The 26,690-nt window shown below is 68.0% G+C and carries 19 protein-coding genes; 9 read left to right on the forward strand and 10 right to left on the reverse strand.

What is annotated here, in order from left to right:
* Together secG and tpiA are read right to left on the reverse strand one after the other, a co-directional pair.
* A partial coding sequence (secG, locus tag V7787_RS45260; protein WP_336094257.1) for a preprotein translocase subunit SecG occupies positions 1–327 on the reverse strand: 327 nt, incomplete at its 3' end.
* 72 nt (positions 328–399) lie between these two features.
* Positions 400–1,152 carry a triose-phosphate isomerase gene (tpiA, locus tag V7787_RS45265; RefSeq protein ID WP_336094258.1) on the reverse strand — a complete coding sequence of 251 codons (753 nt, stop codon included), beginning with the start codon at positions 1,150–1,152 and terminating at the stop codon, positions 400–402.
* Between the two features lie 138 nt (positions 1,153–1,290).
* On the opposite strand from tpiA, the gene V7787_RS45270 reads away from it, so the two are divergent.
* Both V7787_RS45270 and V7787_RS45275 read left to right on the forward strand, forming a co-directional pair.
* Complete coding sequence (locus tag V7787_RS45270) at positions 1,291–1,833, forward strand: DNA-deoxyinosine glycosylase (RefSeq protein ID WP_336094259.1); 543 nt, start codon at positions 1,291–1,293, stop codon at positions 1,831–1,833.
* A 462-nt stretch (positions 1,834–2,295) separates the two neighbouring features.
* Positions 2,296–3,450, forward strand: a complete 1,155-nt coding sequence (locus V7787_RS45275) for a trypsin-like serine peptidase (protein ID WP_336094260.1) — start codon at positions 2,296–2,298, stop codon at positions 3,448–3,450.
* 290 nt (positions 3,451–3,740) lie between these two features.
* On the opposite strand, the gene V7787_RS45280 is transcribed toward V7787_RS45275, so the two are convergent.
* Complete coding sequence (locus V7787_RS45280; protein ID WP_336094261.1) at positions 3,741–4,676, reverse strand: isopenicillin N synthase family dioxygenase; 936 nt, start codon at positions 4,674–4,676, stop codon at positions 3,741–3,743.
* Between the two features lie 270 nt (positions 4,677–4,946).
* Between V7787_RS45280 and V7787_RS45285 the strand changes: the two genes are divergently transcribed.
* Positions 4,947–6,806, forward strand: coding sequence for a DUF3413 domain-containing protein (locus V7787_RS45285; protein WP_336094262.1), 1,860 nt, complete (start codon positions 4,947–4,949; stop codon positions 6,804–6,806).
* Positions 6,807–7,294: 488 nt separating this feature from the next.
* Here the strand turns inward: V7787_RS45285 and glmM are convergent, their stop codons facing one another.
* The 4 genes from glmM to trpB form a co-directional block, all read right to left on the reverse strand.
* Positions 7,295–8,635, reverse strand: a complete 1,341-nt coding sequence (gene glmM / locus V7787_RS45290) for a phosphoglucosamine mutase (RefSeq protein ID WP_336094263.1) — start codon at positions 8,633–8,635, stop codon at positions 7,295–7,297.
* Positions 8,636–8,939: 304 nt separating this feature from the next.
* Positions 8,940–9,827: an acetyl-CoA carboxylase, carboxyltransferase subunit beta gene (accD, locus tag V7787_RS45295; protein WP_336094264.1), complete on the reverse strand. Its 888-nt coding sequence runs from the start codon at positions 9,825–9,827 to the stop codon at positions 8,940–8,942.
* A gap of 157 nt (positions 9,828–9,984) precedes the next feature.
* Positions 9,985–10,791 (reverse strand): tryptophan synthase subunit alpha, encoded by an 807-nt coding sequence (gene trpA / locus V7787_RS45300; protein ID WP_336094265.1) that lies wholly within the window; start codon positions 10,789–10,791, stop codon positions 9,985–9,987.
* Positions 10,792–11,146: 355 nt separating this feature from the next.
* A complete protein-coding gene (gene trpB / locus V7787_RS45305; protein ID WP_336094266.1) occupies positions 11,147–12,379 on the reverse strand; it encodes a tryptophan synthase subunit beta in 1,233 nt (410 codons plus the stop codon).
* Between the two features lie 879 nt (positions 12,380–13,258).
* Between trpB and V7787_RS45310 the strand changes: the two genes are divergently transcribed.
* The 6 genes from V7787_RS45310 (at position 13,259) to V7787_RS45335 (ending at position 24,942) form a co-directional block, all read left to right on the forward strand.
* Complete coding sequence (locus V7787_RS45310) at positions 13,259–15,166, forward strand: non-ribosomal peptide synthetase (protein WP_336094267.1); 1,908 nt, start codon at positions 13,259–13,261, stop codon at positions 15,164–15,166.
* A 222-nt stretch (positions 15,167–15,388) separates the two neighbouring features.
* Positions 15,389–21,646 (forward strand): amino acid adenylation domain-containing protein, encoded by a 6,258-nt coding sequence (locus V7787_RS45315; RefSeq protein ID WP_336094268.1) that lies wholly within the window; start codon positions 15,389–15,391, stop codon positions 21,644–21,646.
* Between the two features lie 24 nt (positions 21,647–21,670).
* Positions 21,671–22,078 carry a RidA family protein gene (locus tag V7787_RS45320; RefSeq protein ID WP_336094269.1) on the forward strand — a complete coding sequence of 136 codons (408 nt, stop codon included), beginning with the start codon at positions 21,671–21,673 and terminating at the stop codon, positions 22,076–22,078.
* Between the two features lie 48 nt (positions 22,079–22,126).
* Positions 22,127–23,032 (forward strand): alpha/beta fold hydrolase, encoded by a 906-nt coding sequence (locus V7787_RS45325; protein ID WP_336094271.1) that lies wholly within the window; start codon positions 22,127–22,129, stop codon positions 23,030–23,032.
* Positions 23,033–23,127: 95 nt separating this feature from the next.
* A complete protein-coding gene (locus tag V7787_RS45330; RefSeq protein ID WP_336094272.1) occupies positions 23,128–24,333 on the forward strand; it encodes an MFS transporter in 1,206 nt (401 codons plus the stop codon).
* 108 nt (positions 24,334–24,441) lie between these two features.
* Positions 24,442–24,942 (forward strand): RidA family protein, encoded by a 501-nt coding sequence (locus tag V7787_RS45335; RefSeq protein ID WP_336094274.1) that lies wholly within the window; start codon positions 24,442–24,444, stop codon positions 24,940–24,942.
* Positions 24,943–24,957: 15 nt separating this feature from the next.
* Here the strand turns inward: V7787_RS45335 and V7787_RS45340 are convergent, their stop codons facing one another.
* The 3 genes from V7787_RS45340 to V7787_RS45350 all read right to left on the reverse strand — a co-directional run.
* Positions 24,958–25,617: a phosphoribosylanthranilate isomerase gene (locus V7787_RS45340; RefSeq protein WP_336094275.1), complete on the reverse strand. Its 660-nt coding sequence runs from the start codon at positions 25,615–25,617 to the stop codon at positions 24,958–24,960.
* Positions 25,614–26,456 (reverse strand): tRNA pseudouridine(38-40) synthase TruA, encoded by an 843-nt coding sequence (gene truA / locus V7787_RS45345; RefSeq protein WP_336094277.1) that lies wholly within the window; start codon positions 26,454–26,456, stop codon positions 25,614–25,616. Before truA ends, V7787_RS45340 begins: the two co-directional genes overlap by 4 nt.
* Positions 26,457–26,494: 38 nt before the next feature.
* On the reverse strand, positions 26,495–26,690 hold a 196-nt coding region (locus tag V7787_RS45350; protein ID WP_336094279.1), incomplete at its 5' end, for a FimV/HubP family polar landmark protein.

The raw sequence follows: 26,690 nt of genomic DNA on the forward strand, positions 1-26,690 counted from the left end.
CGGCGTGGTCGCCGCCGGAGCGGCCGGCTGCGCCGGTTGCTGGGTGGTGGCGCCGCCGAGCAGACCCAGATCGGGCTTGCCGGTTTGCACCGCCGAGGTACGGCTGGCCTGCCAGGCCATGAACAGGCTGATCGCGAAGAACGCGATCGCCAGCCACTTGGTGGCCTTGGACAGGAAGTTGGAGGAGCCGCGAGCGCCGAACACGGTGGCCGAAGCGCCGCCGCCGAAACCCGAGCCCGCCTGCGCGCCTGCGCCGCGTTGCATCAGGATCAGCGCGACCATGGCGATCGCGATCAACACATAGATGACGTTGAGGAACAACAGCATCGTTGGGGATTCTTCGCTAAGGAGAGCTTGTTACGACCGCATCGGACGGGCAGGGTTCGCCGGTTCTCGCGATCAGGGCGCCGCCGCGACTGCGATGGCGTTGAAGTCGGCCGCGACCAGAGAGGCGCCGCCGACCAGTCCGCCATCGACGTCGGGCTGGGAAAACAGCGCGGCGGCGTTGTCGGCTTTGACGCTTCCGCCGTAAAGAATCGGAAGCGAGCCAGCAATTCTAGCATCGTGCGCAGCGATTTCGCTACGGATGAATGCGTGGACCTCCTGAGCCTGCTCCGGCGTCGCGGTGCGGCCGGTGCCGATCGCCCAGACCGGCTCGTAGGCGACGATGGCGCCTTCCAGGCCGAGCACGCCGACCCGTTCCAGCACCGGCGCGAGCTGTTCCTGCAAGCGCCACTGGGTCTTGCCGTCCTCGCGTTCGGCCAGGGTTTCGCCCACGCACAGGATCGGCACCAGGCCGGCGGCCTTGGCCGCGGCGAACTTGTGCGCGACCAGTTCGCTGCTTTCGGCGTGGTACTGGCGCCGTTCGGAATGGCCGACCAGACCGTAGACCGCGCCGACTTCCTTGAGCATCGCCGCGGAGACTTCGCCGGTGTAGGCGCCCTTCTCGTTGCTGCTCACGTCCTGCGCGCCGAACGCCAGACCGCGCTCGGCGTAGTGTTCGACCAACTCGCCCAGGTACGGCAGCGGCGGCAGGATCACCCGCTCCACGCCGGCCGGCGGCGTGTGCGCCGCGACTTCGTCGAGCAGCGCGAACGCGAATCCGCGACTGCCGTGCAGTTTCCAGTTTCCGGCGACGATCCTGCGGCGCATGGCCACTCCCTTGCTGCGAAGACGGCGCAGTCTACCTGCTGAACGGCATGCGGGCGACCGCGGCCGCCCCGCCGGCCGGACAAAACCGCGCGGCGCGCGCCACTTTGACCGGCCCGCTGCGATCCCCATAACCAGACCATGAGCCCATCGCCCGCCTCCGCCGTGCTGCACAGCTTCGCCCCGATCGAATCGCCGCAGGCGCGGGTGCTGATCCTGGGCAGCATGCCCGGCGCGGCGTCGCTGGCCGCCGCGCGCTATTACGCGCATCCGCAGAACCGGTTCTGGCCGATCATGGGCGAGCTGATCGGGGCCGGGCCGGAGTTGGACTATGAGCAGCGCTTGCAGGCCCTGCGCGCGGCCGGGATCGCGCTGTGGGACGTGCTCGCCCAGTGCGAGCGCGAAGGCAGCCTGGACGCGGCGATCCGCGACGACACCGCGGTGGCCAACGATTTCGCCGGGTTCCTGGCCCGCCACCCGCGGGTGCGCACGCTGCTGTTCAACGGCGCCAAGGCCGAACAGAGCTTCCGCCGCTTCGTGCTCAAGCCGCTGGCGCGGCCGGACCTGCGGCTGCTGCGGCTGCCCTCGACCAGCCCGGCCAACGCCTCGCAGCGGCCGCAGATGAAGGTTGCGGCGTGGCGCGAGGCCCTGAGCGAGGCCGGCGTGGCGGTACGCGGGGCCTGAATCTAGCCATTGCGGGGCCTGAGCCCACCGCCTGCCATCGGCAAGGCCGGGTTTCGGCGCCCCGGCGCGTATCGCGTATGAAACATTCCCCACTCCGACCCTGAGCCCCGCGAATCCGCGCAAACCCTTGCCGCGCCTGGCTTTGCGGCGCATCGGAGCGGCTCCGGCGGCGCTCCGCGCGACCGTGGCGACGGCGGATTTATCGCCCCCGCCCTGTCCTGAGCCCGATTGCACCCGCGTTTCCTGGGGGTAGCCGCCCCGCACCGGGCGAATCACAACCGAACGATCGCTTGCGCCGCCAACCGCGGCGCGGGATGGGGAAACGCTTGCCTGCAACAAGCGGCCCCGGCGATCCAAGGCCGCAGCACCGGCCGCGCCGCCCGGATCCAGGCGCGTCCCGGAATCCATACGCCGATCCGTCAATCGCCCATGGAAAGCGATACCTCAAGGAGCTCCAACATCATGAAGTCGCATCTCAATCCCCCGATCCGCCTGTCCCGCAAACTCGCCGCGCTCGGCGGCCTGGTCCTGCTGTCCGCCGCCACCCTGGCCGCGGCCGGCGAAACCCGCGTCACCCGCACGCCCTACGGCGATGTCGCCTCGATCGACGCGCCCAAGGCGCTCAGCGCCAAGAGCGCCGCCCAGCCGTTCGCGACCGCGCGCCAGCGCGCCGCGGTCAAGCCGCTGGTGTGGGCCGAGTCCGACGCCAAGGCCGCCGCGGCGATCCAGGCCGACGCCGTCGCCAGGCCGATGGGCCCGGCCGCGACCTCGGCCGGCGGCAACGCGCCGGCGTTCGCCAACTACCTCGCGCGCAATCACTTCCGCGCCACCTGGGACAAGCTCGACGCGCTGGATGCGCGCCAGCCGGCCGCCCCGGTCTCGGCCCTGGGCAGCGAGAAGGACGGCGCCCACTACGCCTATACCCGCTTCCTCGGCAACTACTACACCACCCAGTGGAAGGCTTCGCCGTGGAACAAGATCGGCAAGCTGTACTTCACCAAGCCCGACGGCAGCGGCTCGTACTGCACCGCCCAGGTCTCCAGCGGCACCGCGGTGCTGACCACCGCCGCGCACTGCGTCTACACCTTCGGCTCGGGCTGGAACTCCAACTTCCTGTTCGTGCCGGCCGAGCGTTACGGCGAAGCGCCGTACGGCAAGTTCGGCTGGAGCACTGCGCGGGTGCCGACCAACTGGATCAGCCAGGGCACCCGTCGCTGGGACGTGGCGGTGATCAAGCTGACCGGCGAGCAGACCACCGGCATCCCGGTGACCAGCTACGTCGGCTGGCTCGGCCGCGCCTGGAACCAGCCGTACTCGCTGTACACCTACTCGCACGGCTACGCGAGCAACCTGAGCACGCAGTACACCAACATCTGCGCCGGCCAGACCTACGACTCGCCGTCGGAAGGCACCAACGTCGTCGTCCAGGGTTGCGACATGACCTACGGCGCCAGCGGCGGCGCGTGGTTGATCAACTACACGCCGAACTCGAACGCCGGCAATCAGGTCAACAGCGTGGTCAGCGGCCCGCATATCGGCGCCTTCGGCACCGCTTGGGTGGGTGCGCGGTTCAACGACGACAATATCGTGGCGTTGTGTACGGCGATTGGGTGCTGATGAGGTCGGAATACGCGATTCGGGATTCGCGATGGGAAGAACGGAATCCGAATCGGTGCCGAGCTCGAAGGCATTAAGAAAAAAGCCCGCCGGATGGCGGGCTTTTTTTGTGCGCTGAGGTTTCGAACGCCGGTCGGTTACATCTCTGGCAACCGCCCCCACCGCTATTCCCGCGAAGGCGGGCTTCGCTTTGCTTCGGCGGAGCCGAACATCCAGAGACTTCAGAGCCCTGTCGCGATAAAGCCCTGGATCCCCGCCTTCGCGGGGATGACGGGCCGAGGGCCTCGAACTTACTTGAGCTTGATCTCGCGCAACCGCTCTTCCAGATACCCCTGCGCCGTGATCGGCTCCGGATACCGGCTGGGATTGTCCGCACTGATCGTCGAGGGCAGCACGTCGATCAAAAAGTCCGGGTTCGGATGCAGGAAGAACGGGGTCGAATAACGCGGCTGACGCGCCTTCTCGCCGGGCGGGTTGACCACGCGGTGGGTGGTCGAGGGGTACACATGATTGGTCAGGCGCTGGAGCATGTCGCCGATGTTGACCACGATGGTGTCGGCGTCGGCGGTGAACGGCACCCAGTCGCCCTTGCGCGACTTCACTTCCAGACCTTCCGAGCTGGCGCCGACCAGCAAGGTGATCAGGTTGATGTCCTCGTGCGCGCCGGCGCGCTCGTTGGGGATGTCGTCGGCGGTGATCGGCGGGTAGTGGATCGGGCGCAGGATCGAATTGCCCGAGTCGGTCTTGTCGGCGAAATACTGCTCCGGCAGGCCGATGTGCAGCGCCAGCGCGCTGAGCACGCGCGAGCCGAGGTTGTCGAGCGCCTGGTACAGGCCGTAGGCCTGTTCGCGGAACTCGGGGATTTCCTGCGGCCACAGGTTCGGCGGCATGTCGCCGGCGTACTTGGAATCGCGCGGGATCTCGCGGCCGACGTGCCAGAACTCCTTCAGATCGAAGTGCTTGGCGCCCTTGGCCGTCTCCACCCCGAACGGGGTGTAGCCGCGCGCGCCGCCGCCGCCGGCCACGTGGTACTTGCGCTTGACCTCATCGGGCAGCGCGAAGAAGCGCTTGAACAGATCGTAGGACTGATCGATCTGCTCGGCCGAGATGCCGTGGCCGCGAATGCCGGCGAAGCCCCATTCGCGGTAGGCCGCGCCGAGCTCGGCGACGAAGGCTTCGCGGTCGGTGTCGAAACGGCGGATGTCGAGGGTGGGAATCTGACTCACGTTGAGTTCCTGCCTAATGTCTCTTCCGAATAGGCGGCTATCTTCGCTCAAAGCCGGCGTTGGCGCGCAACTTGGCCGCGTTTGGCACGCTTTCGCCCCATCCCGGCACGGCCGGGCGGATGAACGCCGCGCCGCCAGGCTGAACGCGGCGGGTCCGCGGCGCCGAACCCGCCGTCCGGCGGTGTTGCACGCCGGTGTTACACGTTAAAGTCGCGCCCCCGACCCGGCGCCGCGCGCCGGCTGCACCCTTCTTCGCCGAGACCTTCGCGCATGGACGACCTCGCCGCCCGCACCGCTTTTTCTGCGCGCCGCGCCCTGGCTTGGCTGACCGGCTTCACCCTGAGCAACGCCGCGATCGCCATCGCCATCGCCGCGCTCAACATCCCCTTCGCCCACTTGGCCGAGCACTGGAAGGGCGCGATCTTCCTGACCCTGGCCCTGCCCGGGCATTTCGTCTTCTTCGGCGCCCTGCTCGGCCTGATTCCGCTGCTGCTGGGCCGGATCGGCCGGCGCATGCGCTGGATGACGGTGTCGGCGGTGATCCTGCAGGCGGCCTGGATCTGCTTGCTGGTGACCGACGCCAAGGTGTTCGCGCTGTACCGGTTCCACCTCAACGCGATGGTCGCCAACATGGTGTTCGGCGGCGCCATGCAGGACCAGGTGGTCTTCTCCGGTACGGTCTGGGGCCTGATCGCGTTGGCGGTGGCCAGCGTGCTGGCGCTGGAAATCGGCCTGGCCTGGCTGTGGTGGCGCGCGCTGGACCGGCGGCCGGGGCTGAACAAGATCGTCAAGGCCTGGTGGGTGGCGCTGGCGGTGATGCTGTTCGGCCAGGCGATGGTGGCCTACTCCGACGCCCGCGGCGACCGCACGGTGATGTCGCAGCTGCCCTATATCCCGTGGGCGCAGCCGATCACGCTGAAAGATTCGCTGCAGCGCTTCGGCGTGGAGAGCGACGCGTCCGCCAGCCTGCCCGGCGTCGGCGAGGGCTTGCTGAACTACCCGCGCCGCCCGCTGGACTGCCAGTCCGCGCCCAAGCTCAACGTGGTGGTGATCCTGCTCGAATCGCTGCGCCACGACGCGCTGACCGCGCAGGTGATGCCCAACACCTGGCGTTTCGCCCAGCAATCGCAGCAGTACGACAACCACTACAGCTCCGGCAACGCCACCCGCTTCGGCGTGTTCGGCCTGCTGTACGGGCTGCCGGGCGGCTACTGGCATCCGATGCTGGCCGAACAGCGCGGCTCGGCGCTGATCGGGCAGATGAAGAAAGACGGCTACGGCATGCACATCTATGGCAGCGCGCCGTTGTACAGCCCGGAATTCGACCGCACCGCGTTCTCGGAAGTGCGCGAACACATCGTCAACGGCCCGCGCGAACGCAAGAGCGCCGAACGCGACATGGCTATCCTGCAGGACCTGCAGCGCGACATCGCCGCCACGCCCAAGGACAAGCGTTTCTTCGGCTTCGTGTTCATGGATTCGCCGCATCAGCCCTATTACCTGCCCAAGGGCTATCCGCCGCTGTTCCAGCCGATGTCGGAGTCGATCAATCCGCTCGAATTCGGCCCCGATCACGACCCGTTGCCGGACTACAACCGTTACCGCACCGCCGTGCACTACGCCGATTCGCTGATCGGCAAGTTCCTGGAGGCGTTGCAGGCCAGCGAATTCGCCGACAACACGGTGGTGTTGATCACCGGCGATCACGGCGAGGAGTTCAACGACCTCAAGCAGAACTACTGGGGCCACAACGGCAACTTCTCCGACTACCAGTTGCGCACGCCGTTCGTGCTGCATTGGCCGGGCAAGCCGGCGCAGAAGTTCGCCCATGCGACCTCGCACGAGGATTTCGTGCCGACGGTGATGAAGCACGCGCTGGGCTGCGCCAACGACACCGCCGATTACAGCACCGGCCGTGATTTGTTCGGCCCGGCTCAGGCGCGGCGGCCGTTGTTGGTGGAGAGTTGGTCGCAGCGCGGGATTCGCCAGGGCGAGTTGACGTATTTGTTCGACAACTACGGTGCGGCGACGGTGATGGATGGCAACTATCGGCCGTTGCCGAAGGCCAAGGTCGATCCGGCGGCGGTGAGTCAGTCGTGGGAGATGTTGACGCGGTTTCAGCAGCGCTGAGTCGCGACGCGCGGCCAAGCAAATTCGCATCCTTTGAAATTCGCCCCCTTTGCAAAAGGGGGCTGGCGCTTGCGAAGGGCGGGTTTCTCAGCGATTCGACTGCGCCGGGGGATTCGCTTTTTGCTTTGCTTTCGCGGCGATTGGAAAGCAAAAGCAAATCCCCCCTAGCCCCCCTTTTTCAAAGGGGGGAACTGCTGGCGCGGTGTTATGAGGGATCGACGCGGGCTTGGAAATTCGCCCCCTTTGCAAAAGGGGGCTGGCGCTTGCGAAGAGCGGGTTGCTCGGCGATTTGGCTGCGCCGGGGGATTTGCTTTTGCTTTGCTTTCGCGGCGATTGGAGAGGAAAAGCAAATCCCCCCTAGCCCCCCTTTTTCAAAGGGGGGAACTGCATGCGTTGGATGGGGGGATCGCATGGATACGGAGCGCGGATACGACGAAGGCCGCTTGCGCGGCCTTCGTCGATTCACGCTCAACGCTACGGCGACCGAATCACACCGCCGCGCGCACCGCGCCAGCCAACGCATCCAGCGTGGTCTGCATCAGCGTCGCATCGTCGGCTTCCACGGTAACCCGCACCACCGGCTCGGTGCCCGACGGACGCAGGAACGCGCGCCCACGGCCGGCGACCGCGGCTTCGGCCTGCTTCAGCGCATCCTTCACCGACGCCGCTTCGGTCGGCTTGGACTGGCCTTCGTAGCGCACGTTGATGGTCTTCTGCGGCACCCGGCTCAGGCCCTGCAGCGCCTGCCGCAGCGACACGCCGCGACGGCTCAGCACTTCCAGCACCTGCAAGGCGCTGACGATGCCGTCGCCGGTGCTGGTGCGGTCCAGGCACAGCAGATGACCGGAGGCTTCGCCGCCGAGCACGCCGTCGTTGGCGATCAATTGCTGGTGCACGTAACGGTCGCCGACCTTGGCGCGGATGAAACCCAGGCCGCGCTGTTCGAACGCGCGCTCCAGGCCGTAGTTGGTCATCAGCGTTCCGACCACCGGGCCCTTCAGGCGCCCGCTTTGCTGCCAATCGGTGGCCAGGATGTAGAGCAGATCGTCGCCGTCGCAAACCACGCCTTCGTGGTCGACGAACATCACCCGGTCGCCGTCGCCGTCGAAGGCGATGCCCAGGTCCGCGCCGGTGCTCTTGACCCGCTCGACCAAAGTCTGCGGATGGGTCGAGCCGACGCCGTCGTTGATGTTCAAACCGTTGGGATCGGCGCCGATGGCGTCGACCCGCGCGCCCAGTTCGCGCAGCACCAGCGGCCCGACCTGGTAGGTCGCGCCGTTGGCGCAGTCCAGCGCGATGCGCATGCCGCTGAGGTCGAAGCCGCGCGGCACCGAGCCCTTGCAGGCTTCCAGGTAGCGGCCGATGGCGTCGCGGGTGCGGATGGCCTTGCCCAGGCGCTCGGATTCGACCGTGCGGAACGGCTGTTCCAGCGCGGCTTCGATCGCCAGTTCGGTGTCGTCGTCGAGCTTCTCGCCTTCGGCCGAAAAGAACTTGATGCCGTTGTCGTAATGCGGGTTGTGCGAGGCCGAGATCACGATGCCGCCGTCGGCGCGCAGCGAACGGGTCAGGTGAGCGACCGCGGGCGTCGGCATCGGCCCCATCAATTGCACGTCCACGCCGGCGGCGACCAGTCCGGCCTCCAGCGCGGCCTCGAACATGTAGTTGGAGATGCGGGTGTCCTTGCCGATGATGACCATCGGGTTGCGCCAACCGCGCCGGGTCAGCGCATGGCCGTAGGCATTGCCCAGGCGCAGCACGAAATCGGCGGAAATCACGCCTTCGCCCACGCGTCCGCGGATGCCGTCGGTACCGAAATATTTGCGAGTCATGTGTATTGGGGCCGGGAATGGGAAATCGGGAATGGGATATCGGAACGTCGCGGCTCGGCGTGGTTCAACGCCATCGGGGGAGCGCCGCGGCGCGAAGTTTGCCGTAAGCGGCGGCGGCGTCGATGGCGCAGGGCTGAACGCGGCCGCTTAGCGCTTCCGGGGTCACGGTTTGGGGCTGGGGGCGGAGCGTGGGGAGTCGGCGATGAAGGCTGCGCGAACGCGCGGCCGGCCGGCGAATCGTCGATCCGCCCGCCTGCGCTTTCACGATTCGCGCTTCCCCATTCCCCGTCCCGTCGAGGCGGCCTCAAGCCGCTTCGACGTCGTCCTCGGGCTGCGGCTGCTTCATCATCATCGCCAGCAGGTGCGAGAGGCGGTCGCGCATTTCGCGACGGTCGCAGATCTGATCGACCGCGCCGTGTTCGACCAGGAACTCGCTGCGCTGGAAGCCTTCCGGCAGTTTCTCGCGCACGGTCTGCTCGATCACGCGCGGGCCGGCGAAGCCGATCAGCGCTTCGGGTTCTGCCATGTTGATGTCGCCGAGCATCGCGAACGAGGCCGACACGCCGCCGGTGGTGGGATGGGTCATCACCGAGATGTACGGCAGGCCCGCCGCGCGCAGGCGGCCGAGCGCGGCCGAGGTCTTGGCCATCTGCATCAGCGAGAACAGGCTTTCCTGCATGCGCGCGCCGCCGCTGGCGGTGAAGCACACGAACGGGCTGCCGATCTGCAGCGCGGTTTCCGCGCCCAGGGTGAAGCGTTCGCCGACCACCGAACCCATCGAGCCGCCCATGAAGGCGAAGTCGAACGAGGCCGCGACCAGCGGGCGCTGCTTGAGCGTGCCGCGCAAGGTGATCATCGCGTCGCGCTCGCCGGTGGCTTTCTGCGCGGCCTTGATCCGCTCGGCGTACTTCTTCTGGTCCTTGAACTTGAGCACGTCGGTCGGGCCCAGGCCGGCGCCGATCTCGGTGGTGCTGCCCGGGTCGAGCAGCGCCATCAGGCGCACCCGGCCGCGGATCGGCATGTGGAAGCTGCACTTGGGGCACACCTCGAGGTTCTCCTCGAGCTCGGGGCGGTACAGCACGGCGCCACAGCGCTCGCACTTTTCCCACAGCCCCTCGGGCACGCTGCGCCGCTTGGCCGCCGACGATTCGGTGCGAATACCCGACGGCATGAGTTTCTTGAGCCACGACATGCGTTGAAATCTTCCTGTTCTGGCTGACGATGATGGAACGGTGCGATGACGCTCGCGTGGGCGGCACCGGTCCGACGAGGGAGTCTAGCGCAGCGGGCCGGGCCTCCCGCCGCCCCGTTCAGGTCGGCGCGGCACCGGCGCCGCGGGGTTGGCCGGCTCAGCCGGTGTGGTCGAGGGCCTGTCTCAGCGGTGCCAGAAACGTGCGCGCGGCCTGGGCGGCGGCCTCGGCGCTGCCAGTCTCGGCCAATGCCGCGACCAGGGCGCTGCCCACCACCACCCCTTCGGCCTCGCGCGCCATGGCCGCCGCGCTGGCGGCGTCCTTGATGCCGAAACCGGCCACCACCGGCACCTTGGCGCGCTGGCGGATGCCGTGCAGGCGGTCGTTGGCGGCGCCGGCATCGAGCCGGTCGGCGCCAGTCACGCCGGCGAAGCTGACGTAGTACAGATAGCCCTGGGCGTCGTCGCACAGCAGCGCGATGCGCTCGTCGGTGGTGGTCGGCGAGGCCAGCAGGATCAGCGCCAGGCCGGTCGCGGCGAACGCCGCGCGCAGTTCGGCGGCTTCTTCCGGCGGCAGATCCACCAGCAGCACCCCGTCGACGCCGGCGGCGACCGCGTCGCTGGCGAAACGCTCGGCGCCGCGGATTTCGATCGGATTGAGATAGCCCATCAGCACCACCGGGGTGTCGCCGTCGCGGCCGCGGAATTCGCGCACCGCCTGCAGCACCCAGCCCAGGCCGGCGCCGCGCGCGATCGCGCGCTCGGAGCTGCGCTGGATGGTCGGGCCGTCGGCCATCGGGTCGGAGAACGGCACGCCGAGTTCGATCACGTCGGCGCCGGCCTCGACCAGGGCGTGCATCGCCGGCACGGTCGCTTCCAGCGACGGGTCGCCGGCGGTCAGGAACGGGATCAGCGCCTTGCGCTTGGCGGCTTGCAGTTGTTGGAACTTGGCGTCGATGCGGTTCATGCGGGCGGGAGAGAAGTGAGCGTGGAGGAGTGAGGAGTGAGCGGAATCAAAAGCGGCGTGGAGAACCCCAGAGCGAGAGACTGATTGCCTTCTCTCACTCCTCACTCCTCCACGCTCACTCCTTGCTCAAAAATGCAGCCCTTCGCGGCCGGCGGCGGTCAGGAACGGGATCAGCGCCTTGCGCTTGGCGGCTTGCAGTTGTTGGAACTTGGCGTCGATGCGGTTCATGCGGGTGGGAGAGAAGTGAGCGTGGAGGAGTGAGGAGTGAGCGGAATCAAAAGCGGCGTGGAGAGCCCCAGAGCGAGAGACTGATTGCCTTTCTCTCACTCCTCACTCCTCCACGCTCACTCCTTGCTCAAAAATGCAGCCCTTCGCGGCCGGCGATGGTATGCACGTCCTTGTCGCCGCGGCCGGACAGGTTGCACAGCACCACCTGATCCTTCGGCATCGTCCGTGCCAGCTTGATCGCCTGGGCGATGGCGTGGCTGGATTCCAGCGCGGCCAGAATGCCTTCGGTGCGCGCCAGGGTGCGGAACGCGTCGAGCGCTTCTTCGTCGGTGACGCCGACGTACTCGGCGCGGCCGGTGTCTTTCAGGAACGCGTGCTCCGGGCCGACGCCGGGGTAATCCAATCCGGCCGAGACCGAATGGGTTTCGATGATCTGGCCGTCGTCGTCGCACAACACGTAGGTGCGGTTGCCGTGCAGCACGCCCGGGCGGCCGGCCGCGAGCGAGGCCGCATGGCGGCCGCTGTCGATGCCGTCGCCGGCCGCTTCGGCGCCGACGATGCGCACCGAGGCGTCGTTCAAGAACGCGTGGAACAGGCCGATGGCGTTGCTGCCGCCGCCGACGCAGGCGGTGATCGCGTCGGGCAGGCGGCCGTATTCGGCCAGCATCTGCGCCCGCGCCTCGCGTCCGACCACGGCGTTGAAGTCGCGGACCATGCGCGGGTACGGATCGGGGCCGGCGACGGTGCCGATGATGTAGAAGGTGTCGCGCACGTTGGTGACCCAGTCGCGCATGGCTTCGTTGAGCGCGTCCTTGAGCGTCTGCGAACCGCTGGTCACCGGCACCACGGTCGCGCCGAGCAGCTTCATCCGGTAGACGTTGATCTTCTGCCGCTCGATGTCGGTCGCGCCCATGTAGACCACGCACTCCAGGCCCAGGCGCGCGGCCACGGTGGCGCTGGCCACGCCGTGCTGGCCGGCGCCGGTCTCGGCGATGATCCGGGTCTTGCCCATGCGGCTGGCCAGCAGCGCCTGGCCGATGGTGTTGTTGATCTTGTGCGCGCCGGTGTGGTTGAGGTCTTCGCGCTTGAGCAGGATGCGCGCGCCGCCGACTTCGTCGCTCAGCCGCTGCGCGTGATAGATCGGGCTGGGCCGGCCGACGTAATGGGCCAGATCGCGCTCGAATTCGGCGATGAACGCCGGATCCACCCGGGCCGCGTCGTAGGCCTTGGCCAGTTCTTCGATCGGCGCGATCAGGGTCTCGGCGACGAAGCGGCCGCCGTAGCGGCCGAAATGGCCGTTGGCGTCGGGGTAGGCGTGGAAATCGATGGGCTGGACGGGAGCGTTCGGTTCGGCGGACATCGGCTGGGCGTTGGTTGCGAGGGGGCCGCGCGCGGTGCGGCGGTAGGTGGAGTTTAGGGCATCGCGGCGACAACCGTACGGGTGGGCCGGGCACGGAATGGGACGCCCTAGCCGTTTCGGGCCCGGTTCGGCAAAGCCCGGGGGATCGGCGCCCGATCCTTTTCGCAGCCCGGACTCGCAGCTCGCCCGGCCACCGCCGCGGCGGTCGTCGCGAACCCGCGCGAGCCAAACGCCGCCAGATGCAAACAATCGCGCGACGCGAATCGACGCCGACGCAGCCAGCGACGCGGTTCGACCGCGCGCGGCGTTCATCGCCGCTACGCGCTTCGGACCGCCGTCGCCGAGTCGACGTGACCGGCATCATCGCGACGCATCGACCCGCGCCACGGATCGACGACGCGCGCGAACGCCGCATCGTTGCCGAATGCTCCGCCACCGGGAATTGGTTTTCGCGCAAGACATGAAAACCGAGCGGCCGCATCGTTGCCGGAAAAAAGTAAAACCAACGATGACATCGACAAACCCATGCGCGCGCATGATCGCATCGCGCTAATCGCAGTGATGTCAGTCACGCATCGAATTCGGCCAATACGCGCGGAAAACAACGATTAACTCACTTACGGCGCAATCGATGCGCGCTTATGAAATAGAGAGCGACTCTGCACATTTATTCTCATGAAGCATTCGCAACGACGAACTGAAACAGTTGATTAGGATGATCGCCGTCAACGCCGATGAATCGTCGGCGCCGATCGCGGCAACGCCGCACGCGCGATCGTCCTTCTTCAAGACCGGCCCATTTCGACGATGCGCACCACGCGCATCGCTCGCCGGCCGCAGCACGACCGAGCATTCCCCACGAAGTGAAAGGAAGCCTTTATGAGCCTTGGAATCAGGCGTTTGCCAACCCCTTCCCTGCCCCATGCTTCGCTCATCGCACCAGAACCCGACGCGGACCGCTGCGTTCACCGCTCGATCTCGCGCCAGGCCGCGCTCACGCCCGATGCAGTGGCGGTGGAATCGGCCGCGGGATGTCTGAACTATCGCGAACTGGAAACCCGCTCCAACCGTTTCGCTCATCGCTTGATCGCCGCCGGCGTGGCCCGCGGCGATCTGGTCGCGGTGCAGATGGAACGTTCGCTCGAACTCGCCGTCGCCCTGCTCGGCATTCTCAAGGCCGGCGCGGCTTACGTGCCGATCGACACCCGCGCGCCCGCGGCCCGGCGCGATTTCATCCTGCGCGAAGCCAAGGCCAAACTGCTGACGGTGCGGACCGCCGGCGATGCGCGGTTCCCCGACGATCTGCAAGGCGGCGCCGAGTCCGGCGACGGCCACGACGATGTGCATGTCGGTCCCGACGCGATACCGCGCATCGGCGTGGACGAACGCGATGAGAGCTGGGTGCGTTTTCCCGACCACGCCCCCGCCATCGAAGCCGCCGCCAGCGATCTGATGTATGTGCTCTACACCTCCGGCACCACCGGCGATCCCAAGGGCGTGATGATCGAACACGCCGGCATCGCCAACATCCTGCACTGGATGGTCCAGGCTTATAGCTTCACTGCGCAAGACCGGCTGCTGCAAAAAACCCCGTACACCTTCGACGCCTCGGTGTGGGAATTGTTCCTGCCCTTGATCAGCGGCGGCGCGGTGGTCATGGCCGAGCCCGACGGGCACCGCGATCCGGCCTACCTGGCCGCGGCCGTGCGCGCGCTGCGCATCACCACCTTGCAACTGGTGCCGTCGATGCTGCGGCACGTGATCGAGCAAGCCGAGTTCGCCGGCAACGCGAGCCTGCGCCATCTGTTCTGCGGCGGCGAAGCCTTGTCGCGCGAACTGGAAGCCGCGGTGCTGGACCGCTTCGACCTACCGCTGCATAACCTGTATGGGCCGACCGAGGCTTCGATCCAGGTGCTGACCTGGACCTGCCGCAGCGACGACCGCCGCGACTACGTGCCGATCGGCCACGTCATCGACAACGTCGTCGCCTGCGTGCTCGATTCCAAGGATCGGCCGGTCGCCGTCGGCGAAGTCGGCGAGCTGCATCTGGGCGGCGTCGCGCTCGCCCGCGGCTACCTCGGCCGCCCGGAGATGACCGCGAGCAAGTTCGTGGTCCGCCCCGAGCTCGACGCGCCCTACGACCGGCTCTACCGCACCGGCGACCTGGTCCGCGAACACGCCGACGGCAGTTTCGAATTCGTCGGCCGCATCGACGATCAGATCAAGATCCAGGGCTATCGGGTCGAACTGGGCGAAATCGAATCCAGGCTGCGGCGCATCCCCTCGGTCGGCGACGCCGCGGTGATCGCGGAGAAATCCGCCAGCACCGGCGCGGTGCGCTTGACCGCGTATCTGGAAACCTCGTCGCAGTCGCTGGAGCTGCGCGAGTTGCGCACGCAACTGGCCGCGCACCTGCCCGACTACATGATCCCGGCGCAGTTCAAACTGGTCGAACGCTTCCCGCTGACCGCGCACGCCAAGCTCGACAAGGCCGCGCTGCAACGCCTGCCGAGCATCGCCTTGACCGGCGCCAGCGCCGGCGACCGCGCCAGCAACGACATGGAACGCACCCTGGCCGGTCTGTGGTCGGACATGCTCGGGGTGGAATCGGTCGGCGTGGAGGACGATTTCTTCGAACTCGGCGGCGATTCGATGACCGGCCTGTTGATGATCGCCAAGGCCAAGAAGCAGCGCATCGTGCTGACGCCGCAGGAACTGTTCCGGCTGCGCCGCATCGACGCGATCGTCTCGGCGATCTCGCTGCGAACGCCGGCGGCCGCGCACTAGAGGCCAACGCCGCGCGCCGATCCGAACCCGCACGCACCGCCGCCGACCTATCGTCCCGGCGGCCGATGCGCGCGCTCGTTCGTGTCGGTGCGCGGCTGCGCTGCGCGCCGCGCTTGCCAGATTCGCGCCCACTACCGATCCGCCGCCGCGGGAGCGCCATGCCTGCGCCCCGGCTGCGCCCTTTTACGTCCGCGATGCCATGCATCCGCGCAGAGGTCCCCCATGATGAACACGCTGGATACTTTCGAACCCACCGCCTCCGCCAACGCCGCCGACGCGCCCGTCGTCGCGCCGGAACCCGCCGCGCGCAACCAGCCGCTGTCTTACACCCAGGAAAGCCTGTGGCTGCTCGATCAAATGTCCGACCGGGAAAGTCCGGCTTATAACGAGTCGCTGGCGTTCCGCATCGACGGCGCGCTGGAAGTCGAGCACCTGCGCGAAGCGCTGCGGCTGGTGGTGCTGCGCCACGACACCTTGCGCACCCGCTTCGCCGAAGTCGACGGGCAGCTGCGCGCGATCGTCCACGAGGACGCGCGCGTGACCCTGGAAACGCCGGATCTGCGCAGCGACGCCGAGCCCGAACAGGCCGCGCAAGCGCTGATCGACGCGGCCGGCCGGCAACCATTCGACCTGCGCGAAGGGCCGTTGCTGCGCGCGGTGCTGGCGCGGGTCGGCGACAGCGCCTGGGTCCTGGGCCTGACCGCCCACCACATCATCGTCGACGGCTGGAGCCTGGGTCTGATCCTCGACGAACTGAGCAAGCATTATCTGTCGTTGAGCCGGTTCAAGCGGCCGGCGCAACTGCCGGAACTGGAACTGCGCTACGGCGATTACGTGCGCCAGCAACGCGACGCGTTCGAGCGCGGCGAGTTCGACGACAAGCTCGATTACTGGAAGCGCAGCCTCGCCGAAGGTCCGGAGTTGCTGCGCTTGCCGACCGATCGCCCGCGCCCGGCGCGGCAGGGTTTCCGCGGCGAGGTGAGGTCGGTGCGGATCGCGCGCGAACGGATCGCGGCTTTGACCGACCGCGCCCAGCGCGAATGCGGCAGCACCCAGTTCAACGTGCTGCTGGCCGCTTACGCGACCTTGCTGCACCGCTACTGTGCGCAAGAGCGGATCCGCATCGGCACCACCGTGCTCAATCGCGACGATGTCGATCAGCTCGCCCTGGTCGGCTGCTTCGTCAACACCGCCGCGCTGAATTTCGATTTCGCCCCGGGTCAGAGCTTTCGCGACCTGCTGCTACGCACCGGCGAAGCCGCGATCGGCCTGTTCGAGCACCAGGACGCGCCGTATCCGAAGGTATTGGAACGCCTCGCGCTGAGCCGCGACCCCAGCCACAACCCGGTGTTCCAGACCATGATGACCGCGCTCGGCAGCCGGCGCATGCTCAACCTGGGCGCCGATATCGTCAGCCGCCACTACCGGGTCGGCCGCTCGGCGGCCAAGTTCGATCTGCTGCTGTATGCGATCGAGCACGAAGGCTTTATCGAGTTCGAGACCGAGTTCAATACCGAGCTGTTCGATGCGGACACCATCGAACGCCTGCTGAGCCACTACCTGCACCTGCTCGACCAACTCGCCCAGGATATCGACGTCGAGATCGAACGCGTGACTATCCTGCCGGACCCGGAACGTCTGCGCATCCTGGAATCGTTCAACGACACCCGCGTCGACTACCCCGCGGGCGACGTGCTGTCGTGGTTCGAGGCCCAGGCCGCGCGCGCGCCCGATGCCATCGCGGTCGAGTTCGAGGACCGCTCGCTCACTTACGCCGAACTGGACCGCACCTGCAACCGCGTGGCCCGCCAGTTGCAAGGCCGCGCCGAGGGCGGCTCGGGCTTCGTCGGCGTGTACATGGAGCGCTCGATCGAGATGGTGGTGGCGCTGGTGTCGATCATGAAGGCCGGCCTGGCCTATGTGCCGATCGACCCGGACTATCCGGCCGATCGGGTGCGCTACATGATCGAAAACTCGCGCGTGCCCTTGGTGCTGACCCAGCCCAGGCACCTGCCGGCGCTGGCCGAACTGGGCGCGAACGCGCTGACCCTGGACGACTTGTCCGCCGACGACGCCAGCGAGCAACCGCTGGCGCGCACGCTGTCGGCGGACTCGCGCGCCTACATGATCTACACCTCCGGCTCCACCGGCCGGCCCAAGGGCGTGATCAACCGCCACGGCGCGCTGTTCAACCGCCTGTACTGGATGCAGCAGGCGTACCGGCTCGGCGGCGACGACCGCATCCTGCAGAAGACGCCCTTCAGTTTCGACGTCTCGGTGTGGGAATTCTTCTGGCCGCTGATGTTCGGCGCGCGCATCGTCCTGGCCGCGCCGGGCGGCCATCGCGATACCGATTACCTCAAACGCTTTATCCGCGAGCGCGCCATCACCACCCTGCACTTCGTGCCGTCGATGCTCAACGTGTTCCTGGAAGAGGACGAACTGGCCGCCCACTGCGCCAGCGTGCGCCGGGTGTTCTGCAGCGGCGAGGCGCTGGCTTACGGCACGGTCGAGCAGTTCCTGCGTGAGCTGCCGTGCGAGCTGCACAATCTGTACGGACCGACCGAAGCGGCCATCGACGTGTCCTACTGGCCGTGCTCGCTCGACTATCCGGGACGGATCGTGCCGATCGGCAAGCCGGTCGCCAACACCACGCTGTATATCGTCGACCGCCATCTGGCCCTGCAACCCATCGGCGTGCCCGGCGAGCTGTGCATCGGCGGCGTGCAATTGGCCGAGGGCTATCACGAGCGCGACGATCTCACCGAGCGCGCCTTCATCGGCGATCCGTACTCCGACGCCGCCGGCGCGCGCCTGTACCGCACCGGCGATCTGGCGCGTTATCGCAGCGACGGCCAGATCGAATACCTCGGACGCATCGACAATCAGGTCAAGCTGCGCGGGTTCCGCATCGAACTGGGCGAGATCGAAGCGGTGACCCGCGCCCTGCCGAGCGTGCGCGAGGCCGCGGTGCTGGTGCACGAGGCCGGAGCCAATCGCATGCTGGTGGCCTATGTAGTGGCCGAGGACGCCAGCGCGCCGTTCGATTCGGCCGGCGCCGCTGCGTTGATGCGCAAGCAACTGCCCGACTTCATGATTCCGCAGCTGTTCGTCGCGATCGAAGCGATTCCGACCAGCGCCAACGGCAAGCTCGACCGCAAGGCTTTGCCCGATCCGCTGGCGGGCGCGGCGTCGCCAGCCGGCCATGAGCCGACGCCTCCTACCACCGCGGCGGAAATCGCCCTGACCCGGATCTGGTCGGAGGTGCTGGGCAACGACCGGATCGGGATCGACAGCAATTTCTTCCAGCTCGGCGGCGACTCGATCCTCAGCATCCGCATCGTCGCGCGCCTGCGCGAGTTGGGTTACGCGGTGGAAGTGCGCGAGTTGTTCGCGCATCCGAGCGTGCGCGAACTCGCCCGCCACCTGCGCGCCGCCGAAGCCGCCGGTCCGGCCGATCTGCCCGCGCCGCTGGCGCTGGTCGCGGCCGAGGACCGGCCGTTGTTGCCGGCCGGCATCGAAGACGCCTGGCCGTTGAGCCTGCTGCAGTCGGGCATGATTTATCACTCGGTGCTGCACCCGGATTCGCCGGTGTACCACGACATCTTCAGCTACGACTTCAGCGGTCCGGCCGATGCGGCGGTGCTGAGCGAAGCGCTGCGGCGGGTGACGGCGCAACGGCCGCAGCTGCGCTCGCTGTTCGATCTGGCCAGCTACAGCGAGCCCTTGCAGTTGATCCTGGCGTCGCGCGAGCCGCAGGTCGGCGTCGCCGATCTAACCGCGCTGACGCAGGCCGAACAGGACGCGGCCATCGCCGAATGGACCGAGCAGGAAAAGCGCCGCGAGTTCGATCTGGAAGCTGCGCCGCCGGTGCGGTTCCAGATTCATCTGCGCGGCGAACAGCGCCTGAGCCTGACCCTCGCGTTCCATCACATCGTGCTGGACGGTTGGAGCGTGGCCTTGGTGGTCGAGCAAATACGCCGAACCTACGCGGCCCTGCTCGATGGGCGCGAGGCGCCGACGGTGTCCGAGCGCGTTCCCTACAGCGCTTACCTCGCCCTGGAACGCGCCGCGATCGACGATCCCAGGCAATCGGCGTATTGGCTGGAGCAGGCCACGCAGATCGGAGCGAATACCTCCATCGCCGCCGACAATCGGCCCGCGCGGCCGCAATCGAGCGAACGTCGCCTGCCGACCGCGCTGGCCCTGGCCTTGCAAGGATTGGCCGAGACCATCGGCGTGCCGTTGAAGACCGCTCTACTGGCGGTGCACTTGCGCGCCATCGCCCAGGTGGACGCACTGCGCGGCGAAGGTGTCGCGACCACCGGACTGGTCGTCAACGGCCGCCCGGAGCTGGCCGGCGCCGAAGACGTCGCCGGTCTGTTCCTCAATACCCTGCCCTTGGCCCTGCACCGCGACCCCGACGATGCCGGCGCGCTGCTGCGCCATGTGTTCGCCCAGGAACAGGAGATCCTCGCCCACCGCCGCTATCCGCTGGTCGAACTACTGCGCGTCAGCCAGCGCGAGGCCCTGTTCGACAACGTGTTCAACTACACCGACTTCCGCGTTTACCGCGAGGAGCACGAGCGCGAATCGGTGCGCATCGTCGGCGCGCACTACTTCGAACAGACCAACTTCGCGATGGTGATCCACGCCCATCGCAATCCCTTCGACGCGAGCCTGGGACTGGCGGTGAACTTCGACGCCGCGCGGGTCGCGGCCGAGACGGTCGCCGCGTATCTGGATGCGTGGTTCCACGCCGCTTCGGTGTTGACCGGAACCGCCGACACGGCCACGCCCGCACCGGTGGCCGCGAGCGCGCACGAACTCGCGCTGCAGCAACAGTTGAGCGACATCCTCGCGCTGGCCATCGGCGTCAAGCAGGTCGGCCTGGATGAGCGCTATCTGGAACTCGGGCTCAACTCGATCAACGCCATCCGCGTCGTCGCCCGGCTCAAGCGCCAGGGCGTTCCCTTGTCGCTGCAAACGCTGTTCGCCTGCGCGAGCGTGCGCGAACTGGCGGCGAATCTGGCCGCCGCGCAAACCGGCGGTTCGGCCCCGGTCCGCGAATCGGCGCGCATCGCAGCGTTCGAGCTGGCCGGCCGCGCCCGAGAAAGCTTCGGCGCCGACATCCTCGCCGCTTATCCGGCCACCGCGATGCAGTTGGACATGATCCGCCATCACGACGCCGAGCCGGCGCAGGCGCGTTATCACGACGTATTCGCGTACCGCTTCGCGCTACCGCTGGATATCGAGCTGCTGCGCGGCAGCCTGCAACGCTTGCTCGATACCCACGAAACGCTGCGCACCAGTTTCGAACTCGACGCCGCGCCCGAGCCGCTGCAACGCGTGCACGCCCACGTGCCGGTGGCGCTGGAAACGACCGACCTGGAAGCCCTGCCCGAGGCGGCGCGGGACGCCGCGTTCGGCGAATGGTTCGAACAGGAAAAGGCCCAAGGCTTCGATTGGTTGCAGCCGACGCCGATGCGTTTCCACGCGCATCGCCACGACGCCGGCGCTTTTACCCTGAGCCTGAGTTTCCATCACGCGATCATCGACGGCTGGAGCCTGTCACGCCTGATCGCCGAATTCGTGCGCGATTACAGCGCGGCATTGAACCGGCAAACCCGTCCGGCCGCGACGACGGTTCCGGCGCTGACTTACCGCGATTACGTCGCCATCGAACGCGAAAGCCGCAACTCGGATGCGGCCCGCTCGCTGTGGCGCGAGGAACTGCGCGACAGCGCGTTCGCGCCGTTCCCCCGCTTCGCCGGCACTGAGCCGGCCGCGCGCTGGAGCGAGACCAAGCTCAGCCTGGAACCGGCCCTGCAAGCGGCGCTGAGAGATCTGGCCTCGCGCGCGGGCGCCGGCCTGAAGCAGGTCTTGCTGGCCGCGCATCTGGCGGTGATCGCGCACTTGCAGGACCAGCCCGATGCGACCACCTGCGTATTCGCCGGCGGCCGGCCGGAGGAAGAAGACAGCGAACAGCTGATCGGCATGTTCCTCAACTTCATTCCGTTCCGGCAGAACCTCGCCTCGGGTTCGTGGCGCGAAGCGGTCGCCGCCTGCTTCGCCACCGAGCAGCGCCTGCTGCCCGGCCGGCGTTACCCGCTGGCGGACATCGCCCGCGATCACGGCCGCGAATGGATCGCCCAGACCGCCTTCAATTACACCCGTTTCGACGCTTACGGCGAGATCGCCGCCGACGGCGCGGGATCGGGACAGGCATTGCAGGAGGTGCGCTGGTTCGAGCACACCCATTTCGCCCTGCTCGCCAACGCCGGCTACGACCTCGGCCAGCAGCGCCTGATCCTGACCCTCAACGCCGACGCACGCGAGATTCCGCAGTCCGCGCTGGAAACCATCGCCGGCTTGTACGCCGCGGTGCTGACCCGAATGGCGGCGGACGACGGCGCGCCCGCGCTCGAACGCGGCGACGCCGTGACCGAGGCCTTGGCCGGCCTGCGCAGCGACGCCTGAACCCATACCGCCACGGAGACACCGATGCATATCCGCAATCCCAAGAAAGTGCATGCCCCGATCGCGGCGTATTCGCATCAGATCGAAATCGCCGCCAACGCGCGCTGGCTGGTGCTGTCCGGCCAGATCGGCCGCCGCGGCGACGACAGCGTGCCGGCCGATCCGATCGAACAAATCGAAGTCGCGCTGGAGAATCTGCGCCTGAACCTGGACGCCGCCGGCATGGGCGTCGGCGATCTGGTCAAGCTCACCTTGTATCTGGTCGGCGATATCGATGCGACGCGGCGGCGCGCGGTGTTCGGCGCCTGGCTCGGCGAACACCGGCCGTGCACGACGCTGCTGTACGTCTCGGCGCTGGCCGCGCCCGAGTACCGGGTCGAAATCGACGCCTGGGCCGCGGCCGAATTCGCCGCCGACTTCAGCGACGGCTGACCGTCGCCGGCCCACCCTTCCCTCAATCACTTCATCGAGACAATCCTCATGAGCGCGCAAACCACGCAACCCGACGCAAACGTTCGCACCCATACTCAGTCCGACGGCTACGTCTCGCACTACCGCCAATGGGGCGACACCAACGCCGATGATCTGGTGGTGATCCTGCACGGCGGCATCAGCCATTCGGCCTGGCAAGCGCCGCTGGCGCAGGCCGTGGTCGCACACCCCGATCTGGCCTTCGTCGCCCTGGACCGGCGCGGTTCCGGCCTCAACACCCAGGGGCGCGGCCATCTGCTCTCGCAGGAACGCGAAATCGAAGACGTGGCCTCGTTGCTGCGCGCGCTGTCGGCCTCGCACCGCCGCGTGCATCTGGCCGGCTGGTGCTTCGGCGGCCAGATCGCTTCGATCGTCGCCGCGCACCTCGCCGGCGAGGCGCTGATTTCCAGCCTGGTCCTGATCGCGCCGGGCTTCGTCTTCAACGAGCGCTACGGCGATGTGCTGCGCTTGTCGATGCAGGCCGTGGCCGAAGTGGTCGAAGAACTCGGCACCCATCCGCCGATCGACCGCGCGTTCGTGCCGGTGCCGTTGCAGATCGCCGATTTCACCAGCGATCCGGACTGGCAGCGTTACGTCGCCGACGACGAACTGCGTCTACGCCGCGTTTCGCAGGGCACGGTGGCGGTGTGGAACGAACTGGCCAACCGTTCGCGCGCGGGCGTGCTGTCGGAACTCGGCGATATCCCGCTGCTGGCGGTGTTCGGCCGCCAGGACCGGCTGGTCGACAACGACGGCGTCGCCGCGCTGCTCAAGCAGCAAGTGCGCGGCCCGGCGCCGGAAATCGTCTACGTCGACGCGCCGCATGCGATCCAGTTCGAAATGCCCGAGCGTCTGGCCGAACTGGTGGTCGGCTTCCTGCCGCGCGGCCAGTTGCAGCTCGCGGCTACGGGCTGATCGCCCGACTTGCCGCCATCGACGATCCGATCGGCGCCGATCGGATCGTCGTGCAGGCACCGCGCCGCCCGCACCCGCCCCAAACCGAGAGCTCCATGGACGTACGCAGCACATTGCGCGACCTCACCCTGATGTCGGCGAGCACCATCACCATCATCGGCACCACCGTCATCGCCGCGTCGCTGCCGCAGATGACGGTGGCTTACGCTGCCGAGCCGCACAGCGCGTATCTGGTCAAGGTCGCGCTGACCCTGCCGGCCTTGGCCGCGGCGATCTCGGCGTTGTTCACCGGCTGGGCCATCGACCGCTGGGGGCGCAAGCCGATCCTGATCGCCGCGCTGGCGCTGTACGGCGTCGCCGGCGCGTCCGGGTTCTTCATCGAATCGCTGCACCTGCTGTTGCTGAGCCGCTTCGCGCTGGGCTGGTCGATCGCCGCGATCATGGCCTGCGCCACCACCTTGATCGCCGACTACGCGCAACGGGCCAAACTCGGCGGCGCGATGGGCCGGCAGTCCTTGTTCATGGCCCTGGGCAACATCCTGTTCGTGTTTCTCGGCGGCGTGCTGGCCTCGTTCCACTGGCGCTGGCCGTTTCTGATCTATCTGATCGCGTTCGCGATCCTGCCCGGCGTGCTCTGGCTGGTGCGCGAACCCGAGCCGACGCGCGCGCCGGTCGCCGATGCGGCCTCGCCGCGCTTGCGCCTGGGCGCCGACACCGGCCTGGCCTTCGCGCTGATCTGCGCGATGGGCTTCATCAACATGGTCGCTTACTTCATGGTCCCGGTGTATCTGCCGTTCCACCTGCGCGGCTTCGAGAATTCCAGCAGCGTGCGCGTGGGTTTGTTGCTGGCGGTGGTCGGTCTGGCCTGGGGCGCGTCGTCGCTGACTTATCGCTGGGTCGGCCAGCGCTTGCGCCACGCGCGCATTCTCGCGCTCGGTTTCGGCTTGAGCGGCGGCGGGCTGATCGCGCTCGGGCTGGCCACGGATTATCCGCAGGCCTGCGCCGCGCTGGTGCTGATCGGATTGGGGCTCGGCATGAACGTGCCCAACTTCAACGCCTGGCTGCTGTCGATCGTGCCGGCGCCGGTCAAGGGCAAGGCGGTCGGGCTGCTGGTGTGCAGCGTGTTTCTCGGTCAGTTCTTCTCGCCGGTGCTGACTCAGCCGATCGTCGCCGGCGCCGGTATCGCCCACGCCTATGCCGTCGCCGGCGGTGCGGTAGTCGCGCTGGCGGCGGCGGTGTCGCTGATCGTGTCGGCGCGCGCGGCGCCGGCCGCGCGCGAACGCGCGGTGTCCGAGCGCTAGCGCGATGCGGAGCTGCGACCGCGGTTGCCGCCGCGCGGGCGCGACTGCGCTAGCGTCATCGCTCTAACGCATGAACCGTCCTTCATCGAACCACCCGAGGAAACCCGCATGATCGCTACATCGCTCCGCTACGCCTTATGCGCCGCGCTCGCGCTCGGCCTGCCGACCGCCGCGTTCGCGCGCGATGCGCAAGCCGCGCCGGCGGCGAACACCGACGCGGCGACGCGCTTCGCCAATCCCGACACCCTGGTCGCGCCGAACGGCTATTCGCATGCGGTGTCGGTCGCGGCCGGACGCACGGTCTATGTGTCCGGACAGATCGCGGTGAACGCCAAGGGCGAACTGGTCGGCGGCAACGACGTCGGCGCCCAGGCCGAACAGGTGTTCGCCAACCTCGACACCGCCTTGAACGCCGCCGGCGCTTCGTTCGCCGACGTGGTCAAGCTCACCATCTACGTCACCGACATGAACCAGATCAAGGCGCTGCGCGCGGCGCGCGACAAGCGCATCGACGCACGCCGCCCGCCGGCCAGCACCGCGGTGGAAGTCAGCCGCTTCGTCAAGGAAGGCGTGTTGGTCGAAGTCGACGCGATCGCGGTGGTGCGCTGAGCGGCGAGCGCGGATTCACTCGACGTGGCAATCCGCGCGCCGCACTTCCTCGACGAACTGACGCATCTTGTCGCCGTCCTTCAACCCGGGCGCGCTTTCGATCCCGCTGGATACGTCCACGCCCCAGGGCAAGGTCGCCAGGATCGCTTCGAACACATTGTCCGGGGTGATCCCGCCGGCCAGCACGAAGGGTTTTTGCACGCCGACCGGAATGCGCTTCCAGTCGAAGGTCTTGCCGCTGCCGCCGCTGCCGCCCTTGGCGTGGCTGTCGAACAGGAAACCGGCGGCGCCGGGGTAGCGCATGTGCAGGGCCGAGGGGTGCTGGTCGGCGAGTTCGCCGCCCATCGGGATCGCTTTCAGGTACGGCACGCCGAAGCCGCGGCAGAACGCGTCGTCTTCGTTGCCGTGGAACTGCAGCAGGCTGGGCCGGACCTGGCGCACGACTTCGCGCACCTCGTCGACCGGGTTGTCGCTGAACAGGGCCACCGCGTCGACCAGCGGCGCCAGCGCCTGGCGCATGGCGCGGGCTTCCTCGGCGGCGACCCGGCGCGAGCTGCCGGCGGCGAACACGAAGCCGATCGCGTCGGCGCCCAGCTCGCAGGCCAGGCGCACGTCGCCGGGGCGGGTGAAACCACAGAACTTGATGCGGGTGCGGAACAAAGTGCGGGGATTCAAAGGCTGACCTCGGCGGGCAATTGACACTCGGCTGGATAGCGCGGGCCCACGAACACCAGGCCCGCCGACGGCGCGGTCGGCCCTGCCACGGTCCGGTCGCGCCCGGCCAGCAACTCGGCGATCCAGCCCTCGGGCTGGTCGCCGCGGCCGACCGGCAGCAAGCTTCCGACAATGTTGCGCACCATGTGGTGAAGAAAGGCATTCGCCTGCACTTCCATCTCCACAATATCCCCGTCCCGGCGCACCCGGATGTACTGCAGATCGCGGCGCGCGTGCGGCGCCTGGCAGTGCACGGTGCGGAACGCGGAGAAGTCGTTTTCCCCCAGCAGGGCCTGGGCCGCCCGGTTCATCGCGTCGGCGTCCAGCGGCCGCCGTTCCCAGCTCAGGTACTGGCGTTCCAGCGCCGGCCGCACCGGCCGGTTCAGGATCCGATAGCGGTAGCGGCGCGCCCGCGCCGAGAATCGGGCGTGGAAATCCGCCGCCACCGGCACGCACCAGCGCACGCACACCGACAGCGGCAGGCGCGAGGTGGTGCCCAGCACCCAGCCGCGCGGCTCGCGCGCGGCCGGCCCGTCGAAATGCACGACCTGGCACGAGGCATGCACGCCGGCGTCGGTACGGCCGGCGCAGGTGACGTCGATGCGCTGGCCGGCGACGAAGCTCAGGGCCTCTTCCAGCGCGGCCTGGACGGTGGGCTCGCCGCGCAGGTCCGGCTCGCCGGGGCGGAACAGCCGCTGCCAACCGGAAAATTCGCTGCCGTCGTATTCCACGCCCAAAGCGAAGCGGCGCACGGGCGCGGCGCCCGGGGCGAGGTCGGAACCGTGTTGTTCTACCGCCATAGCTGGACTGCTCTGCCTTCTCGCTTAGCCAACGCGCCTCAGCTGGCCGCCTCGATCTCGCGCAGCAGGCGCGCGGCCTGCTGGCGGGCGGCGTGGTCGCCGTTGATCAGCACCTCGCCGAGCAACTGGCGGGCGCTGCTTTCATCGCCCAGGTCCAGGTAGGCGCGGGCCAGTTCGATCCGCTCCTGGCCCGGCGAGGCGTTGGCCTGGGCGGCCACCGGCTGCACCGGCTGG

It is taken from the genome of Pseudomonas sp. CGJS7 (assembly GCF_036961695.1).

Bases quoted from the DNA above. Each gene is read 5' to 3' on its own strand.
- tpiA (WP_336094258.1), bottom strand. From the start codon at position 1,152: ATGCGCCGCAGGATCGTCGCCGGAAACTGGAAACTGCACGGCAGTCGC.
- V7787_RS45270 (WP_336094259.1), top strand. From the start codon at position 1,291: ATGAGCCCATCGCCCGCCTCCGCCGTGCTGCACAGCTTCGCCCCGATC.
- V7787_RS45275 (WP_336094260.1), top strand. From the start codon at position 2,296: ATGAAGTCGCATCTCAATCCCCCGATCCGCCTGTCCCGCAAACTCGCC.
- V7787_RS45285 (WP_336094262.1), top strand. From the start codon at position 4,947: ATGGACGACCTCGCCGCCCGCACCGCTTTTTCTGCGCGCCGCGCCCTG.
- glmM (WP_336094263.1), bottom strand. From the start codon at position 8,635: ATGACTCGCAAATATTTCGGTACCGACGGCATCCGCGGACGCGTGGGC.
- accD (WP_336094264.1), bottom strand. From the start codon at position 9,827: ATGTCGTGGCTCAAGAAACTCATGCCGTCGGGTATTCGCACCGAATCG.
- trpA (WP_336094265.1), bottom strand. From the start codon at position 10,791: ATGAACCGCATCGACGCCAAGTTCCAACAACTGCAAGCCGCCAAGCGC.
- trpB (WP_336094266.1), bottom strand. From the start codon at position 12,379: ATGTCCGCCGAACCGAACGCTCCCGTCCAGCCCATCGATTTCCACGCC.
- V7787_RS45310 (WP_336094267.1), top strand. From the start codon at position 13,259: ATGAGCCTTGGAATCAGGCGTTTGCCAACCCCTTCCCTGCCCCATGCT.
- V7787_RS45315 (WP_336094268.1), top strand. From the start codon at position 15,389: ATGATGAACACGCTGGATACTTTCGAACCCACCGCCTCCGCCAACGCC.
- V7787_RS45320 (WP_336094269.1), top strand. From the start codon at position 21,671: ATGCATATCCGCAATCCCAAGAAAGTGCATGCCCCGATCGCGGCGTAT.
- V7787_RS45325 (WP_336094271.1), top strand. From the start codon at position 22,127: ATGAGCGCGCAAACCACGCAACCCGACGCAAACGTTCGCACCCATACT.
- V7787_RS45330 (WP_336094272.1), top strand. From the start codon at position 23,128: ATGGACGTACGCAGCACATTGCGCGACCTCACCCTGATGTCGGCGAGC.
- V7787_RS45335 (WP_336094274.1), top strand. From the start codon at position 24,442: ATGATCGCTACATCGCTCCGCTACGCCTTATGCGCCGCGCTCGCGCTC.
- truA (WP_336094277.1), bottom strand. From the start codon at position 26,456: ATGGCGGTAGAACAACACGGTTCCGACCTCGCCCCGGGCGCCGCGCCC.